Raw genomic sequence first — 17,446 nt, 5'->3', positions numbered from 1 at the left:
CGCGTATGACGGAGAAGGCGATCGGCGAGTTCAGCCGCCTGCGCCCCGTGGGCGAGGGGACACTCGGCTACACCTACCGGGGGGTCGCGCCGGACGGCTCGTTCTGGGCCGTCAAGGAACTGCACCCCGACTGGGGGCCGCCCCGGGAGACCTGGCAGCGGGTGGAGGAGGTCCTCTGGCGCTTCCGCCAGCTGCGCGAGGCACCGAACCGGACCGTCAACCGGCACACGGTGGACACCGTCGGCGGCTACGACCACGGCACCGACCGCGCCTGGGTGGCCACCCGGTGGCTGGGCGCCGACACCGTGGCGCAGGGCAAGCAGACGCCCGCCGTCTCCCTCGCCCACGCCCTGGCGTCCGGCCCGTCGCTGCCGCCCGGAGCGGCCCTGTATCTGATGTGGCAGCTGTCGAACCTGGCACAGCAGCTGGACACCCTCGGGCTCACCCTGTCCGGCCTCAAACCGTCCAACCTGTTCCTCACCGCCGAGGGCGTGGTGGTGGTGGACCTGCATCTGGCACTGCGGCTGCGGAGTCTGCTGCGGGGGCCCGGCACCCCGCGTCCGCCGTTCGTGTGGGCCGACGTGGAATGGCTGGCGCCGGAACTCCGCCGGGCGGACGCCGTCCCGCGGCTCGCCTGCAGCATCTACGCGCTGGGCGCGGTCACCGCCTTCGCCTGCACCGGCGTACCCCCCTTTCCCACCATCGACGTCATCGACGCCCTGACGCATCGCAAGGACAACCGCAGGGCCGCCGAGGACGCACTCGCCAACTGGGCGGCTTACCACGGCAGCGCGGGCACCCGGCTGCGCCGCGCGGCGACCCGCTCGCTGCGGCAGCGGCCCCGGTGGCGGCCGGGAGCGAAGCGGCTGCGGCGGTTCATCGTGCCCCCGCTGTGGGGCACCCACCGCCGCCCCGTGTACCGCGACGCCTGGAGCGAGTACGTACGCGGCGCGCTGCTGCGCCGGCTGGCCGAGGAGGTTCCCGGGCCGGACACGGGGGCGCAGAGCGCGAAGCGCGAGCAGGAGGAGCAGCGTCCCGCCGCCTCCGCCCCGCACACGGTGCGCACACGGCCGCCCGTGGTCTCCGCCGGGAGCACGGTTCCGGGCACGCGGCAGCCGGCGGCCGTACAGGGATCGCCGACGCCCGCGCCCACGCCCACGCCCACTCCCACGCCCACTCCGGTGCCCGTCGCCGTGTCCGGGCCGGAGCACTCGCGCGCCTCCGCCGTCCCGGCCCCGCCGCCCGTCCCGGCCGACCACGGCACCCGGGTCCTGTCCCCCGTACGGACGGATCCGTTGTGGACATGGGAACCGGACGGCCCCTTCTCGTCCGCGCCGCTGGTCATGGACTCCCAGCTGGTCGTGACCTGTGAGGGCTCCGCGCACATCCTCGACGCGGCCACCGGGAGCCTCGCCCTCACGCTGCCCCTGCCCGGTACGGCCGAGTCGACGCCGGTCTTCTGGGCCGGCCGGCTGTGGTGGGCGCTGCGGGACGGCGAGCTCAGCGGACACGAACTGGGCGTCCGGGGCAGGGAGATCCGGCTGCCGCTGGACGGCGATCCCGGCCGGCACTCCCCGGTGGTCGCCGGCGACCGGCTGCTGATCGGAACCACGCACGGCCTGTTCGCGTACGAGCCCCCCGGCCAGGACGGCACGAGCACCGGTCAGCGCCTGATCTGGCTGGACGAACCCGTGGTCTCCCCGCTCGCCACCGACGGGGTCCGGCTCTGGGTCCCCACCGAGGCCAGGGGACTGATCGCGGTACGGCTCGCCGGCCGGGAGAGCCAGGGCCCCCACCCCGCCTGGGACTCGGCCGGCTGCGCACCGGCTCTCACGACGGAGGGCGCGTACATCGGGGACGCGGGGGGCACCGTCCACGAGCTGACCGCCGACGGGACCTCGCGCCGCCGGTGGCAGGTCTCCGCGCTCCCGGTCACCGCCCCTCCGGCCGTGCACGGCGATCTCCTGCTGGTCACCGACCACGCAGGCACCGTCGTCGCCCTGTCGCTGACCCACGGCGACGAGGTGTGGCGCGCGTCCACCGACGGCGACGGGCGCCGCGCCCCGACCGTGACCGACGACGTGGTGTACGTCCGCGGCGCCCGCACCGTCCGCCGTCTGGAGGTGCGCACCGGCAGGGAGCTGACGCCCCTGACGCCGGACGGACCCGCGCCGACGGACGTGACCGCCGCCTCCGGCCTCCTTCACGTCAGCTTCGCCGACGGGCGTCTGAGCACCTGGTGCCCCCTGAAGTGACGTCCTCGACCCGACCTCCGCCATCCCGCACAGAAGGGCACAACCGCCGTGTACGACGCAGAAATCAGCAGGGCCAACCCGGCCTGCATCGTGTTCCTGATCGACCAGTCCAGCTCCATGCGCGCGGCGATGCCCAGCACGACCCAGTCCAAGCAGATGGCCGTGGCCGACGCGATCAACAGCATGCTGCGCGAGCTGATCATCCGCTGCGGCCGTGGCGTCGACGAGATCTGGGACTTCTTCCACGTCTCGGTCATCGGCTACGGCGCCGCGGTCGGCCCCGTTCTCGGCGGTCCCCTGGCCGGCCGCGACCTCGTGCCGACGAGCGCCCTCGCCCAGGGCAGGATCCGCACCGAACGGCTCACCCAGAGCGACGTCCTCCCGGACGGCACGCCCATCACCCATGTGGTGGAGCTCCCGGTGTGGCTGGAGCCGGCCGGCTCCGGGGGAACACCGATGTGCGAGGCGCTGCGGTACACGCACAAGGTCCTGGACCGCTGGGTCACCGAGCATCCCGGCAGCTTCCCGCCCATCGTCCTCAATCTGACGGACGGCGAGTCGACGGACGGCGACCCGGCCGGTCCCGCCCAGCAGTTGCGGTCCGTCGGCACCGAGGACGGCCCCACTCTCCTGTTCAACCTGCACATCTCGTCCGACATCGCCACGCCGACGCACTACCCCAGCACCGACGCCGGGCTCCCGCCGATGGGCGCCAAGCTGTTCTCCATGTCGGACGTGCTGCCCCCGGACATGCGCGACACCGCCATGGACCTCGGTATGCGGGTGGAACAGGGCGCGCGGGGCTTCGTCTTCAACGCCAGCATGCGCTCGGTGATGCTCTTCCTGAACGTCGGCACCCCGGCGTGAGTGTCGACCGGTGCCTGCTGCAAGCGCCCAAGTCGCGGATGGACGCGTCCAGGACCGAGGACGCCGCCCGTACGGTCCTGCCCTCGGCGGGCCACAGCGGGGAGGCCCGGCTGATCGTGGCGGACGGCAGCAGCGGTTCGGCGGGCAGCGGCTGGTGGGCGAACCGGCTGGCGCGCGATCTGTGCGCCGCGCCCGGCCGGGCCTTCCGTGACGCCCCGGCGTTCGACGACGTCGCCACCGCCGCGGCGCTGCGCTGGCCCGGCCGGCAGCGGGCCCTCCTCGCGGGCGTCCCCAAGTCCAGCGTGACGGCCTGGGTCGCGCACGACCGGATCGAGAAGGGGCCCTCCGCGACGGTGCTGGGCGTACGGCTGCTGCCCCACCCGGCGCACGACGGCGGGCCGGACCTTCCGGGTGGAGGGACGTGGCAGGCGGTGTCGGTCGGCGACTCGTGCATGTTCCAGGTGCGGGCCGGTCGGGTGGTGGAGTCGGTCGCCGCGCGCACACGGGTCCCCCGGGTGGTCCGGGCGGGCGGCGGCGAGGAGAACCCGGGGCCGGAACTCCGGACGGGTCACTGGCATCCGGGCGATGTGTTCTACCTGATGACGGACGCCCTGGCCCGCTGGTGCTTCCGGCACACGGACGACGGGGGCCGGCCCTGGGCCGCACTGGACGCGCAGTGTGCCGCGCCGGGCGGATTCCCCGACTGGGTGCACGACCAGCGGAGCAGGGGGGTGCTCGAGGACGACGACATCACACTGCTCAGGGCGGGGTGCGGACCGTGCTGACGTCACCGGGCCAGCGGCCCGCCCTCGGCGACTACCAGGCCGCGGTCTCCCGGCTGGAGCAGTGCAGCGAGGACCCGCTGCTGAAACGGTGCCGGCCGAGGCTGGGCGCGGACGGCCAGCCGGGGGCGGACGGCGGCACCTTCGGAGCCGTATACCGCCTGGACGACCCGCGGGACGGGGACAGTTGGGCGCTGAAGTGCTTCCTGCGCGACGAACCCCATCGCGAGCGCCGGTACCGCGAGATCGCGAAGTCCCTGGAGGGCGCCCAGGGAAGCTGGGCGGCCGACGTCCGCTATCTGGAGCGCGGGCTGTGGGTGCGGGGACAGTGGTGGCCCGTGGTCCTCATGGAGTGGGTGCCCGGTCTGCGCCTCACCGACTGGATCGACCGGCTGCTCGCCCGGCGGAAGGACACGGCCCCCGCCGAACTGCGGCGCCTGGCCCACCGGTTCGCCGGTGCCGTCTACCAGATGCACCGGTCCGTCATCAGCCACGGGGATCTGCAGAGCGGCAACGTGCTGGTGACGGCCGGCACGGAGGTGCGTTTCGTCGACTACGACGCCATGACCGCGCCCGGCTGGCCCGCTCCGCCGCGGCGCGAGGACGGACATCCCGACTTCCGGCTCCCCCGCGAAGGCGAACGGGGACCGGACGGCGCGACCGAGCTGCTCCACACGGCGGCCGCCGTCGGTACCGCCGGCGCCCTGTTCACGGCCAGTACCTCGACGGGGATCCCGCTCCAGGAGACCGACGCGCTCACGGCGATGCACCGGGACCGCTTCCCGTCGCACGTCATCCACGCCTCGCTGGTGATGCTCAGTCACGACGTCTCCCTCTGGGAACAGCTGCACCGGCCGGGCTCCGATCATCTGCTGCTGTCCCGCAGGGACTTCCGCGACCCGGTCCGGTCACGGGCCTGGCGCGAACTGCTGCGTCACGCGGCTCCCGGGGTCCGGGAGACGGCCACGGAACTGCTGGGGCTGCTCGACTGCCGCGTCGACCTCCAGCCCGACCTCGAGCCCCGTCCGGAGGTGAGGTCGGGCGCGGACATCCTGGGGGGCATGGCGCGGCGCCTGCCGAGCGAGCCGGCACCGCCCAGCCGTCGGCCCTTCCTGGACATGAACGCGTTCGAGGTGCCGGGCGGCCGGTCCGTGCCCTTCCCCCCCACGGCGACGGAACGGGCCGACGTACGGGAGCCGGCGGGGCGCGATGAACCGGTCGGTGTGCGGCCGCCGGCGGGGCGGGGCGATCCGGCCGCCGTACGGCCGCCGGCGGGGCGCGGTGAGCCGGCCGCCGCTGGACGCCGACCGGCCCCCGACTTCGTACCCGCCCCGCCCCGTCCGGGACCCGTGCCACCCGTGCGGGGGGCCGTGCGCCCCGCGCCTTCGAGAACGGCCGGGCTGGTTCTCGTGGGCGCGTTGGGCGTTCTCCTGCTGGCCCTTCTGATCATCGCGGTCGTCCTCCTCGTATGACCGCGCGGGCGGCTCAGTCCTCCGTGGTCGCGCAGTCGACCGCGACCGCCACGACCAGGGCCGTCGCGGACAGCCCGCCCGCCTGGGCGACGATCCGGTAGAACCCGGGAGCCCTCACCGCGACCCGTGCGTACGTCGTGCCGGGTTCACCCGCCACCGGCGTCAGTTCCAGGCGCTCCACGACCTCGTCCGTCTCGGCGTGCAGCAGCCGGCACACGACGGCGCCGGCATGCGCTCCGGTGACCGTCAGGCGCCAGTTCTGCCCGGGGACGACCTCGGGCGGCGCGCTGATCCCGAACGGCGGTGCGGACACCGCGGTCCCGGTGGTGCCGAGGCCCCACCGCGGGGCTGCGGAGCGCCCGGCTCCGCGGGTGAGCACCTCCTGGACCAGGTTGATCACGGTCGCGCCGGCCGGGAGCGAACTGTGCTGTCCCACCACGGGCAGCCGGGTGACGGCCCAGCCGGGCGACGCGCTGTCCAGCGGCACCAGACCGTCCCCGTCCTCGTCCGCCGGCGCGGTCCACGCCTGCGGGCCGTCGACCGGGTCTCCGTACTCGTCCGGCCGGGGGAGGTTCGGGGAGAGCCGTACCTCGCCGTCGAGGATGGTCATGATCCGCGGGGTGGGCTGGGACGTGCCCGCGATGGTGTGCAGCTGCGTCGGCCCCCAGGCGGCCGCCGCGCGTCTGCGGCGCCCCTCCTCGGCTTCCAGAGCGAGCGACTCGTCCCCGCCGATCGCCCCGATGTCCTCGGCCGTGAGCCGGCGCAGGTCTCCGCCGGGGGTGACGACACAGCGGGTGTCGGGCAGCAGGTCGTAGAAGCCCGGCATGGTGCGGGCGGCGTCGCCGAGCTGCCGCAGCCATGAACCGCGCCGGAGTCTGCTGTCCGGACCGAGGAATCCGGCGGCTCCCGGGATGCCGTGGAAGGGTGTGCCGATCGTGATGAGGTCCCGGGTCGCGTCCGCAAGCTCCGGGGACGCCGCCAGCGCGGCCTGGGCGACCAGGCCGCCCATCGAGTGGGCGACCAGCACGAGTTTCGGACGGTCGGCGGACCTCTGGTACGCGGACGCCCGGCCCGCGGGGTGCTCCCTCCACTCCCCCAGATGCCGCAGCGCGGCCTCGGTGAGACGGCGGGCGGAACTCTCCACCGACAGCCGCCAGTCGTACGGGAACTCCAGTACGGCCTCGTCGTGCAGCACCACGGAACGGACCCCCTTGACGAGGGCGCCGTAGGGCGACAGGCCACCCAGCAGCGGAAGCCAGGCGAGGCCCTGGAGCAGGGTGGCGGGGCGCATCCGCCCGGGCGCCCCCCGGCGCTCCTCCTCCGTCACCGCCAGCTGCCCCAGATCGCGCATCATGCCGGTGAGGAGGCGCTTGGCGTTGATCCCCCAGACAACCTTGCCGGTGGTCTCGTCCACCAGGGCGCTTCCGGCGAACCCGGGGAGGACGACGACGGCGTCCCCGGTGTAGGGGCGGTCCACCTCGTGCTGGTAGGAGTCGACCAGGGTCCGGTTGAGGTCACCGGTGGCGAAGGCCCCGCCCATCATGTTCCCGATGGCGGTGCCCCGGCCGACGCTGCTCACGCTGACGCTGCCCATGTCCATGGTTCCGCGTGACACCGTCGGAGCGGCACGCTCCGCACGTCCGGCGGCCACGGCCCGCCCGCCGTCCGCGACGACGTCCACGGGTCTGGGCTGCGGCGTGGCCACGACCTCGCCGGTCAGGGAACCGATCCGGGCGGCGTCGGATCCCTCGGTGCCGCCCACCCCGAGTGACCTGGCCGTGTAGGACACCAGCCACGGCATCTCGTCGCCGATCTCGGCGGCCAGTTCGCGGACCAGCAGGGGGTGCCGCCGGAACACTCCCGGGCCGACGGCGTTCACCAGGACCAGGGTGTCGGCGCGCAGGGCGACCGCCTCCGCCGTGTGGGCGGTGTGCCCGCGCCGGTGGCTCCGCAGCTGTGCCGCGGCCACGGACAGCGGCCGGACCCCCATGCCCTGCCCCTCCTCGGCCGTGCGCCGGGCCCGGGCGAGCAGGGCCAGGGCCTCCTCGTAGCGGCCGAGGCCCTCACAGGCGCGGGCTCCCAGCAGGGACACGTCCACGAAGACGACGGGCTCCGCCGCCAGATCCAGACCGCGCCCGACGAGCGCGTACGCGTCGGCGGGACGGCGCAGGGCGAGGAACGCGCGCATGCTGAGCAGGATCAGGCCGATGTCGTCGGGGACCAGCCGGGGCCGTTCGTCGAGCACCTCGGCCACCTTGTCGGCGACGCCCGCCGCCAGGAGGGCCTTGCCGACCCGGAGTGCCTGACGGCGCCAGGTCTCGTCGTCCGCCCTGGCGCGCAGCTCGGCCGTCGCCGGGTTGCCGAGCTTCTCCGTGAGATACACCCGGGAGCGCGCGGGCAGTTCCTCCATCGCGCTCTCCAGCAGGGGGCCCGCCTCGTCGATCCAGCGGGAGTCCAGCTTGCGGGTCGGCTGGGCGAGCGACAGCCGGTGGTAGAGCTCCTCCACCCGGTTCGCCACCCGGTCGTCCCCGGCGTCGGGACGGGCGTAGTGGCGTACGGCCCTGCGGTGGATACGGGTCATGACGGACCGCTGGTCGTGGCGGAGCATGGGCAGCATCACCCGGCGGACGTCGCCGCGGTGCACCACGGCGTTTTGGCCGGGCACGTCCTCGACCAGGGTGGCCTCGGCGCGGAACTCGTCGAACAGCGTCCTCGCGCGTACGTCGTCGACCTCGCCGAGCCCGCACGGTTCGGCCAGCACCTCGCGGATGATGTCCGGGCTGAGGACGCGGACGGCGAGTCCGGGGCTGGCGATGCGGCGCAGGTCCGGGTCGGCGAGGTGGTCCAGGAGGCGGCCGTAGAGGACGCCCTGTTTCGTCTCGGCGCCCAGTCTCAGCATGAGCCGGCCGCGCAGGCGCGGGTCGTCGAGGGCGTGGGGGCCCGCCCGCCGTACGAGCGCCGCGGCGAGCTTGAGGTTGAGGGGACTGGTGCCGGCGATCCGCAGGATGTCCTCGATCTCGCCGCCGCTGTGCGCCGGCGGGAGTTCCCCGGTGGCGTTCGTCAGTTCGTGGCGCAGGAACGTCCGGGCGGTCTCGGGGTCGAATCCCTCCAGTTGCAGGGATTCGAAGGGGGCGTCGGCGGAGACGGGGGCGCGTCCCGCGGCCACGACCCGCAGGCCGGGGTGGGCGCGGTGCAGCAGGGACAGGAAGTCGAGCAGGCGTTGTACGGCCACCGGTCCGCTGCGCTGCACCTGTTCGAAGGCGTCCAGGGCGAGCAGCCAGCGTCGGGTGGCGCCGCCGGTGACCGAGGTGACGAGGGCCGCCAGCGCGTCGACCAGGGTGAGTTCGTCGCGCTGGTGGGCGGCGCGCGGTCCCAGGTGGGCGTCCTCGGTGCGGGTCAGCCGGTCGGCGGTGAGGGTGCTCTCCAGCTCCCGCTCCAGCTCCCGCGTGTGCTCGGCGAGCGTGGGGTGGAGCAGGCCCAGCTGGCGCACGGCCTCGGCCACCAGGGTCAGCGGCCGTTCGGCGACGAGGTCGTGCCGGTCGAAGGTGAGATACAGGCAGGGGGTCGGGGGTGTGTGTCCGTCGTCGAGGCGGTCCAGGACGAAGCGGGCGAGGAGCGTGGACTTGCCCACTCCGCCGGGTCCGTGCACGAACGCCCAGTGGTTCGCCGTGTCACGGCCGCCGTCCGGGGGCTCGTCGAGGAGGGCGCCGAGCCAGGCCAGTTCACCGGCGCGGCCGGTGAACCCGGAGTCGACGAGGGCGTGCAGCGGCTGGAGCAGGCGGGCCCGTCCGAGCGCCTGCTCGATGGTGCCGGCGTCCGGCAGGGCGACTCCGTCGAGGGCCAGTCGCGCGCGGGCCCGCGGCGCGTCCTCGAACCAGCCGACCACGGTCAGCGCGGTGTACAGCTCGCAGTAGCTCTGTCCGGCCGGTGACGGTGGGCGGCCGTGCAGGAGGAGCCGTTCGGCCCAGGCGCGTGCCGGGTCGGCCTCGGTACCCGGCACGGCCCTCGCGGCGGCCAGCAGTCTCTCGCGGGTGCGCAGGGCGTCCAGGGTCCGGGCCCGGGGGCCTGCCGACAGGCACCACCGGCGGCCGTGGGAGGTGGTGATACGGGAGCACTCCTCCAGGAGGAAGTCCTGTAACCCGGCGTCGGCGGTGCCGGCCGCGTCGTCCGGCACGGGCATGAGGTCGTGGGCGGAGAACGAGCCCAGGAGCGCCGTGCGTTCGCGGAAGTGACGGCGGCCGGGGTCGTCCGGGTCCTCCTGGGGGTCCGACGGGTTCTCAGTCACGCCGGTCACCGCCCCCCGCGTACTGGTCGCGGGCCCAGGAGGCGGCGGCGAGCTGCAGTGCGTCGGTCATCGGCAGGGGTTCGTCGGCGGCGACCCGTCCGCCGCCGGACCGGCTGCTCAGTTCGTCGGCGAGCCGGTCGGCGAGGTCGGGGTCGGTGGGCCGGCCGGTCTCCTTGGCGACGGCGCGCACATAGTCGTGCAGGTCCTTGCCGGTGATGGGGCCGAACTCCTCGTACGCGACATAGGGCTGGAGCTCGGAGGGCAGCCAGCCGTCGTAGGCGAGCAGGACGATACGGAGCCGGTCCGCCATCTCCTCCTCGACGACGGCGGTGACCAGCCGGGTCAGGGCCCTGAGGGCGGGTTCGGTGAAGCGCACCCGCTGCGAGTCGTCGATCACCAGCCAGTGGCCGCTCTGGTCCCGGCTCTCACGCTGCTCCCCGTTCATCAGGTGCTCGATCTGGTGCACCAGGCTCCGCGCCTGGCTGTCCTCCGAGGTGTGGTGGTCGATGGAGATGTCCCAGCCGAACAGTTCCCGCAGCGCGTGCCCGATATCCCCCACCTGTGCCGGGGAGTAGTAGTCGCTCATCCGGATACGGCGGCGGTTGACGCGGTGGCTGTCCAGTACGTGGGCGATCAGATACCAGCTGTGCGTCCTGCCGGAGCGGCGCCGGCCCTGCACGGCCAGCACCCGTTTGCCGTCGCCCTGGACCATGTCGTGCAGGGTCCGGCGGAAGGCCAGCCGGTTGAAGAAGGCCCTCCTGCGGTTGTTGACCAGGTAGGCGGAGCAGGGGTCGGCCTCGCGGGGGGAGATCTCCTCCGTCAGCAGGTACTGGAAGACGGGATGGGCGTCGGTGTTGGGGTTCTCGGCGGCCCTCTCCACGAGGGTCCGCAGCCGTCCGGCGTGGGCCGCCTTCTCCAGGGCGTCGGGCCAGACGTCGGCCATGCTGGTGTCCCAGCGGACGTCGGCCTCCTGGAGGCCGGCGGCGAGGATGAGCTGGCGTGCGGTGTGCTTGGTGGCGTAGACGGTGCTCAGTGCTCTGAGGAGGTTCCTGGCGCGTTCGTCGTCGAGGTTGAACGCGTGTTCGTCGATCAGGGCGGCCATCGGTCACACCAGCCGCTTCCGCTTGAGGCCCTCGACGACCCGGTCGATCCGCACGCCCTCGTTGCGGTATTCGACGGGCTGCTGTTCACCGGTGTCGATCCGCCGCCAGCGGCGGTGCAGGGCGACCAGGCCCCAGCGTTCGTCGAAGACCGGGGAGCCGGACGAACCCTGCTCCGTGTCGGTCCAGTACTGGAGCACGGTGTCGTCGACATGCCGTACCACGTTGTGCCGGGCGGCGAGTTTCTTCACCCCTCCGTGCGGGTGCTGGATGATGCAGACCCTGTCGTCCACGGACACCGAGACGCTTTCCGGGAGGGCCACCCGCATCGCGTCGTCGGGGAGCCCCGCCCTGCCGCGGACGACGGCCCAGTCCGGGCCGGGTTCGCCGACGGCCGACGCCGGTTCGCAGGTCACGACCCGGTGCTCCCGCGTTCGTCCGTGCAGGTCGGCCTCGTAGCCGAACCAGGCCTCCACCGCGACGGGTTTCTCACCCTGGTCGTCGAAGAGCACGTGGTGGTTGGTCAGCAGCAGATCGTCCGTGATGCGGAACGCGGTCCCGTGGTACTGGGCGCCGTCCGCCGCGGTGACCCGCAGCCGGCACACGGCGGTCGCCAGTTCGGTGCCCCGGCGCAGGAAGACGACGTCCTGCAGCGTGCCGGCGCGGAAGATCCGGCGCTCCTGTTCGTCCGGGTCCGCGAAGTGCGCGAAGTCCGGCGCCTTCGCCGGCCGGTCCGGGGCCGCCACGACGGGGTGCGCGGCGAGGAGTTCCCGCACCCGGTCGCCGACGGCCCGGTCCGGCCCGGAGGTGACGGCCTCCAGCAGGGCCCGTAACCGCTTCTGATTGCTCGCCGTCTCCATCAGGTCGAACCAGACGGTCATCATGGGGCGTTCCCAGTCGACATAGCCGGTCGCCACTTCGGCCCGCTTGGCCAGCTGTTCGGCCGGGGCGGAGCGGGAGTACGCACAGGCCAGCAGGTCGCGCAGTTCCAGAGCGCCCGGCGCGCTCCATTCGAAGGGCACTCTGTCCACGAAGTGGGTCATGGTCCGTCACTCGTTGTCTGTGGTGGGTGGTGGCCGTGGCGGGCCCGGGTCATCCTTGCGGCCCGAACGACCAGTGGACGCCGTCCGGATGCGGTGTGCCGACGAGTCCGTAGCGCTGTTCCGGCCGGTGGCCGTGCCGGAACAGGGCGTGGAGGTCGGCCAGCACCGTGGTGTGGTTGCCCACGTACGAGTGACCGAGGAGGTCGGTGCCGAGCGCGCTGACGTCGATGGTGTCCAGCCCGGGTACGACGATCACCGGGCCGCCGCCCTGCCCGGCGCGCGGGAAGTCCGAGAGCCTGCGGGCCGCGGCGAGGGCGCGGTCCCGGTTTGAGACGTAGAGCGTGCAGGTACGGGCCTGGCGCAGGGCGGCGGGCAGGAGGTCCCGGAACACGTCGCTGTCGACGTCCGGGGCGGCGAACACGACGTGTCCCAGCCGCCCGGAGCCCTCGGTCGGTTGCGTGGTGTCCAGTCCGGCCAGCCCGGCGGTGAGCAGCCGGTTGCCCATGCTGTGGGCGATGACGTGCACCTCCTGGACGCCGGTCCGGGTGAGCAGGTCGCTCAGGAAGGTCCGGAAGTACGGCACGGCCCGGATCGCGGCGTCCCCGTCCGCGGGGTAGTCCAGCACCCCGCCCTTCGACGCCCAGCTGTAGAGCAGGACCACGCCGGTGAAGTTGAGGTCGTAGGCGATCTGGGCGGTCTGCCGGGCGGCGTCGGCGAAGCCGACGTTGTAGCCGTGCACGAACACCAGCGCCTGCCGGTGCGTCCCCTGGTCGAGCCGGGTGCGCACCAGGCGCGCGAAGCCGTCGGCGTCCGTCGGCTCGACGGCGCCGAGCAGCACGTCCCGGGCCGGGTCGGGCCGGAACTGCAGGCGCCACCAGCGGGGTTTGCCCATCGCACCGGCCGGGCGGTCGTCGGGCACGCTCACCGTGGCCTGCCCGAGGGAGAGCGGGCCGCGGACGGAGCCGTACCCCGGCCGGTCGTTCTCCTTCGCGCGGTCGGTGGCGTACAGGACGGGTACCAGCAGCGCGCGCCGGAAAGCGGTCCAGTACGCGGGAGCCGGCGCCGGGCCGAAGCGCTCCCGGCCGTCGGACAGCCGGTCGAACTCCTCGCCGAGCCAGCTGCCCAGGGGCGGGCGGGCCCGGAACGCGTCCTCCACGGAGCGGGCCGCGGTGTCGATGGCGTCGAAGCTCGCCGGCGTCACCCCGGACGCCCGTACCTCCGCCTTTCCGCACGCCTGCTCATAGGCGCGCAGCGCCTCCAGCACCTCGTCCTCGAGATCGCTCAGTTCCTGCCCGGAAACCTGGTCCAGGACTCTCGGCCAGATGCCCGCCACCGCCTGGTCCAGCGGCCCCCACTCTTCCAATACCCCTCCCCCGGAGCACCGGCGTCCGGCCCCTTCGGTCCGGGCCGCCACAGAGCGCAGTTTACGGGTTGCGGTGCGTCACGGGTGCCGGTTCGCATCAGAGTGAACTCTTCCGATGGACGACCCGTCCGAGCGCGTGCGCCGCCCGTCTCACTGTCGCGCCACTCGTATCTCCCTCCTTCCGGCGGCTCTGTTCCCTTCCTCTCCGGCGAGCACGGCGATCGCGCCCTCGCGGTCGGTCCGCAGCACCGTCGCTCCTCCGGCTCGCAGGGCGGCGACCGTGCCTGGTGCGGGGTGCCCGTAGGTGTTGCCCTCGCCGGTGCTGATGAGCGCCAGCCTCGGCGCCGCCCGGCGTATGAGGTCCGGGTCCTGGTACGCCGAGCCGTGATGGGCGACTTTCAGGACGTCCACACCGGTCAGCCGGCGGGCCGCCGGTGATCTTGCCAGGGCCCGCTGGGACGGGGGTTCCAGGTCCCCGAGGAGCAGCAGGCGCAGGCCGGCGGTGCGGACGAGCATGGCGACGCTGGCGTCGTTCGGACCTTCCGGGGGCGGGGAGGCGGCGGTGGTAGGGGTGGCCGGGGCGGGTGGAGCCGCCGGGGGTGGCCAGATGACCTCCCAGGACAGGGCGCCGGTGCGTCGTGCCTCTCCCGCGGCCGCGTGGGTCAGCGGGATGTGCCGGGCGGCGGCCAGTGCGCGTACGGACGCGGCCTGGCCCGCAGGTTCCTCGAAGGCCGTCGTCTCGATGGCGCCGACCGCACGGCCGCGCAGGACACCGGGCAGGCCCGCCACATGGTCGGCGTGGAAGTGGGTCAGGACGACGAGGGGGACGCGGGTGATCCCGAGATCGCGCAGGCAGTCGTCCACGAGGGCCGGGTCGGGACCCGCGTCCACGACCACTCCGGCGTCCCCGCCCGCCGCGAGGACCATGGCGTCGCCCTGGCCGACATCGCACATCACCAGCCGCCAGCCCGGTGGCGGCCAGCCCGTGAGCGCCCGGGTCAGGGGCCGTGGCTGCACCACCAGGAGCACCAGCAGCAGTGCGCACGCGGCGCACCACCAGGGATGCCCCAGCAGTCGCCGCCCCACGAACAGCCCGGCCAGGGTGACGGCTCCGAGGGCCGCCGCGCCCGACCAGCCGCCGGGCCAGTCCACTCCCGCGCCGGGCAGCGCCGCCCCGGTTCTGGCGACCTGCGCCAGCCACTCGGCCGGCCAGCTCGCGCACCAGGCCAGTGCCTTCGCGGCGGGCATGGCCACCGGCGCCGTGGCCAGCGCCAGGAAGCCGAGGACGGTGGCCGGGGCGAGCGCGAACTCCGCGAGGAGGTTGCACGGGACGGCCACCAGGCTCACCCGCGCCGCCAGCACGGCGACGACCGGCGCGCACAGTGCCTGTGCGGCGCCCGCGGCGGCCAGCGCCTCCGCGAGGCGGGGCGGCACCCCGCGCCCGCGCAGTCCCGCGCTCCAGCGGGGAGCGAGGGTGAGCAGCGCGCCGGTGGCGAGGACGGAGAGCAGGAAGCCGTAACTGCGGGCCAGCCAGGGGTCGTAGAGCACCAGGAGCAGGACGGCCGTGGCGAGGGCGGGGATCAGTGATCTGCGGCGGCCGGTGGCGAGCGCGAGCAGGGCGACGGAGCCGCAGGCGGCGGCCCGCAGCACGCTGGGGTCCGGCCGGCACACGACGACGAAGGCGAGGGAGAGGACCGCGCCCAGCAGCGCCGTGCCCCGCAGGGAGATGCCGAGGCGGGGTGCGAGTCCGCGCCGTTCGGCCCGCTGGGCCAGGCCGGGCGGGCCGAGGAGCAGGGCGAGGAGGATGGTGAAGTTGGCTCCGGAGACGGCGAGCGTGTGGGTGAGGTCGGTCTCCCTGAACGCCTCGTCCAGTTCCGGGGTGACCCTCGCGGTGTCACCGACGACCAGCCCGGGCAGCAGCGCCCGCGCGTCCGCCGGGAGTCCGTCGGTGGCCTCCCGCAGTCCGGCCCGCAGCCGTCCCGCCAGCCGCTGCGGGCCCGACGGCCGGCCCACGGCGTCCGGGCCGCCCCGGCCCTTCACCCGCAGCACGGCGGCGAACCGGTCACCGCCCGCCATCGCCGGGGCGAGCCGCGCCTCGACGCGGAGGCGGGTGGAGGGGAGGAGGGCGAGCCAGGGGGAGGTCCCCTTCGCGGCCGGTGCGGCTTCCCGGGACTCGGACGGGCGCGGGTCGACGATCAGCAGCACGGGTGCGCGGGTCGTCCGCGCCGTGCCGTCGGCCCGCTCCACACGCCGTGCGTCGGCCTCGATCAGTACGGACGTCGGGGCCATGTGGCTGCCGCTGACCCGGGGCCGGGTGAGCCGGGGGTCCGAGGTGATCTGCACCTCGGCGGTCACCCGGGCGTACTCCCGCGCGAGGGCGGGCACGGGGCCCCGGCGGAGATCCGCGCCGTGCAGTCCCGCCGATCCGGCGGCCGCGGCGACGCAGAGCAGCACGGCGGCGACGGCGTGCGCGGTGGCCCGCCTCCGGCCGGTCGGCCGGCCGCGTGCGACGAGGAGGAGGCCGCCGGCCGTCAGCAGGGCGGCGATCACCGTGCCGGCCGCCCTGCCGGGCGGGGCGTGCAGCATCACCGCCGCCGTGGCCCAGGCGGCCAGGGCGGGCGGCACCAGCCGCAGATCCGTCGGTGCCTCCTGCCGGGGGTGCGCGGCGCCGAGCCGCTTCCCGGAGGCGGCGTGGACGCGCCGGCGCGCGGTGGGGGCGCTGTTCACAGCCGTACGAGGGCGCGCAGGTCCGCGAAACGGCGGTCGCCGATGCCGTTCACCTCGCGGAGTTCGTCCACCGAGCGGAAACCGCTGTTCCGGGTGCGGTACTCGACGATGTGCCGGGCGAGCACGGGGCCGACCCCGGGCAGGGCGTCGAGCTGGTCCGGGGTGGCGGTGTTGAGGGACACCGGGGTGGTGGGGCCTGCTCCCGCGGCCGTACCCGTCGTACCCGGCGGTCCCGCGCCGCCCCCGGAGGGGGTTCCGGCGGGTGCCGGGCCGCCCACGACCACCTGCTCGCCGTCCACGAGGAAGCGGGCGCGGTTCAGGGCGTCGGTCCTGGTGCCGGGCCGTACGCCGCCGGCCGCCCGGAGCGCGTCCTCGACGCGTGAACCGGCGGGCAGATGATGGATGCCCGGCTCCCGCACCTTGCCGCCGACGTCGACCACGATCTCGGGCGCGGCGGAGGAGGCGCCGACGGATTTCGCCGCCGTGTCCCCGTGCGGCACCGCCGCCCGTACGACCTCCGGTGCCCGCACCGGCTCGGTCCGCCCGGTCCAGAAGTGCTGCACCGCGAAACCCACGGCCAGCACCAGCAGTGCCGACAACGCGACCACGCTGCGCCGCTCCAGCCCACACCGGGCCTGCACCCACACCGGCAACCGCTCCCGCAGGGCGGGACCCACCCTCCCCCGGCCGGGGAAGGCCCTCGCGCCCTCGCCCTCCATCCCGCTCACGTCAGCCGGAGGCCGCCGACCCGAGGCCCCCTCGAACGCTCCGGTCCCCGCAAGACCGCCCCCGCCCTCCACCACGCCCGCGTCGGCCGGCCGCAGCCCGGCATCCACCGCCCGATCCCGACACTCCACGGCAAGAGCCCTCCCCAGCCCCGCCGACCGGTCCGCATCCGCCCGCCGGCCCCTCTCAGGTGCCCGGCCCACACCGGCCGACCTGCCCGTGTGCGCCACCCGTTCCCCATCCGAGGCGCGGCCTCCGGTCATCGGCCGGTCGACCACCCTCGCGCCTGCCACGGCTACCGGACCGATCGCCGTAGCCGGGTGCTGCCCGGCCGTCGCGCGGGCTGTGGCGCTCGCGGGATCGGGAGCGGGCGTTCGGTCCGCGGATGCCGATCGGTCCGTGCCGGGTGGCCACCCACCCGGCGCCGGACGCACCCTGCCGGGCGGGGCCTCCGCCACCACCACACGGCCGGCTCCGCTCCCCTGCCCCCCGGCCGCCGTGCCGACGACGTCCGGCCGGGCGAGCGGACGGAGGGTCGGCCGCACCCAGCTCGGAGGGCGTCTGCCGTGGCCGGTGTCCTCCCGGTCGTCGTCGAACAGGGAGTGGGCCCGGCGCCGGAGTTCGTTCGCCGCCTCGCGGTGCCGGACGCGGGGGCGGCGGTGGCGGGCGCGGCCGTCGGAGGCGGGTGGGCGGCCGGGACCACTGGTCGCCGCCGCTGTGCGTGAGCGTGATCGAAGTGCCATGCCAGGAGCATCCGGCACATCACCCCACTCGCGATGATCTTGGTTGATTTCCGTGGATCAGCGAGTGATTGTGGACAACTCCG

The 17,446-nt window shown here is 74.5% G+C and carries 10 protein-coding genes; 4 read left to right on the top strand and 6 right to left on the bottom strand.

Annotated elements, in window-relative coordinates; translation table 11 throughout:
* Nucleotides 1–5: 5 nt before the first annotated feature.
* The 4 genes from IF28_RS40175 to IF28_RS0112150 are packed head-to-tail and all read left to right on the top strand — an operon-like array spanning nucleotide 6 to nucleotide 5,376.
* Complete coding sequence (locus IF28_RS40175) at nucleotides 6–2,255, top strand: PQQ-binding-like beta-propeller repeat protein (protein WP_030217857.1); 2,250 nt, start codon at nucleotides 6–8, stop codon at nucleotides 2,253–2,255.
* A gap of 48 nt (nucleotides 2,256–2,303) precedes the next feature.
* Entirely contained in the window at nucleotides 2,304–3,122 is an 819-nt protein-coding gene (locus tag IF28_RS0112160; protein ID WP_030217855.1) for a vWA domain-containing protein, read from the top strand.
* Nucleotides 3,119–3,907 (top strand): hypothetical protein, encoded by a 789-nt coding sequence (locus IF28_RS39170; protein ID WP_030217852.1) that lies wholly within the window; start codon nucleotides 3,119–3,121, stop codon nucleotides 3,905–3,907. The genes IF28_RS0112160 and IF28_RS39170 overlap by 4 nt, the downstream gene beginning before the upstream one ends.
* Entirely contained in the window at nucleotides 3,901–5,376 is a 1,476-nt protein-coding gene (locus tag IF28_RS0112150) for a hypothetical protein (RefSeq protein WP_158713675.1), read from the top strand. The genes IF28_RS39170 and IF28_RS0112150 overlap by 7 nt, the downstream gene beginning before the upstream one ends.
* A gap of 13 nt (nucleotides 5,377–5,389) precedes the next feature.
* On the opposite strand, the gene IF28_RS0112145 is transcribed toward IF28_RS0112150, so the two are convergent.
* From IF28_RS0112145 to IF28_RS0112120, 6 genes are all read right to left on the bottom strand, one after another.
* On the bottom strand, nucleotides 5,390–9,661 hold the full coding sequence (locus tag IF28_RS0112145; RefSeq protein ID WP_158713674.1) for an ATP-binding protein: 4,272 nt from the start codon (nucleotides 9,659–9,661) through the stop codon (nucleotides 5,390–5,392).
* Entirely contained in the window at nucleotides 9,654–10,763 is a 1,110-nt protein-coding gene (locus IF28_RS0112140) for an effector-associated domain EAD1-containing protein (protein WP_030217843.1), read from the bottom strand. The genes IF28_RS0112145 and IF28_RS0112140 overlap by 8 nt, the downstream gene beginning before the upstream one ends.
* Before the next feature lie 3 nt (nucleotides 10,764–10,766).
* On the bottom strand, nucleotides 10,767–11,804 hold the full coding sequence (locus tag IF28_RS0112135; protein ID WP_030217842.1) for a trypsin-like peptidase domain-containing protein: 1,038 nt from the start codon (nucleotides 11,802–11,804) through the stop codon (nucleotides 10,767–10,769).
* A gap of 49 nt (nucleotides 11,805–11,853) precedes the next feature.
* Nucleotides 11,854–13,167 (bottom strand): alpha/beta hydrolase, encoded by a 1,314-nt coding sequence (locus IF28_RS37730; RefSeq protein ID WP_051713718.1) that lies wholly within the window; start codon nucleotides 13,165–13,167, stop codon nucleotides 11,854–11,856.
* Nucleotides 13,168–13,317: 150 nt separating this feature from the next.
* The gene (locus IF28_RS0112125; RefSeq protein WP_420713778.1) at nucleotides 13,318–15,753 is read right to left on the bottom strand and encodes a ComEC/Rec2 family competence protein; all 2,436 of its coding nucleotides are present in this window, start codon (nucleotides 15,751–15,753) and stop codon (nucleotides 13,318–13,320) included.
* A gap of 137 nt (nucleotides 15,754–15,890) precedes the next feature.
* Nucleotides 15,891–16,883 (bottom strand): ComEA family DNA-binding protein, encoded by a 993-nt coding sequence (locus IF28_RS0112120; protein WP_234325138.1) that lies wholly within the window; start codon nucleotides 16,881–16,883, stop codon nucleotides 15,891–15,893.
* Between the last annotated feature and the right edge of the window lie 563 nt (nucleotides 16,884–17,446).

Source organism: Streptomyces sp. NRRL WC-3626, assembly GCF_000718785.1.
Lineage (GTDB): Bacteria > Actinomycetota > Actinomycetes > Streptomycetales > Streptomycetaceae > Streptomyces > Streptomyces edwardsiae.
The sequence above is the reverse complement of the archived record's forward strand: the minus strand, read 5'-3'. Positions and strand labels throughout refer to the sequence as shown.

Bases quoted from the DNA above. Each gene is read 5' to 3' on its own strand.
- IF28_RS0112135 (WP_030217842.1), bottom strand. From the start codon at position 11,804: ATGACCCACTTCGTGGACAGAGTGCCCTTCGAATGGAGCGCGCCGGGC.
- IF28_RS0112125 (WP_420713778.1), bottom strand. From the start codon at position 15,753: ATGCTGCACGCCCCGCCCGGCAGGGCGGCCGGCACGGTGATCGCCGCC.
- IF28_RS0112120 (WP_234325138.1), bottom strand. From the start codon at position 16,883: ATGACCGGAGGCCGCGCCTCGGATGGGGAACGGGTGGCGCACACGGGC.
- IF28_RS0112140 (WP_030217843.1), bottom strand. From the start codon at position 10,763: ATGGCCGCCCTGATCGACGAACACGCGTTCAACCTCGACGACGAACGC.
- IF28_RS40175 (WP_030217857.1), top strand. From the start codon at position 6: ATGACGGAGAAGGCGATCGGCGAGTTCAGCCGCCTGCGCCCCGTGGGC.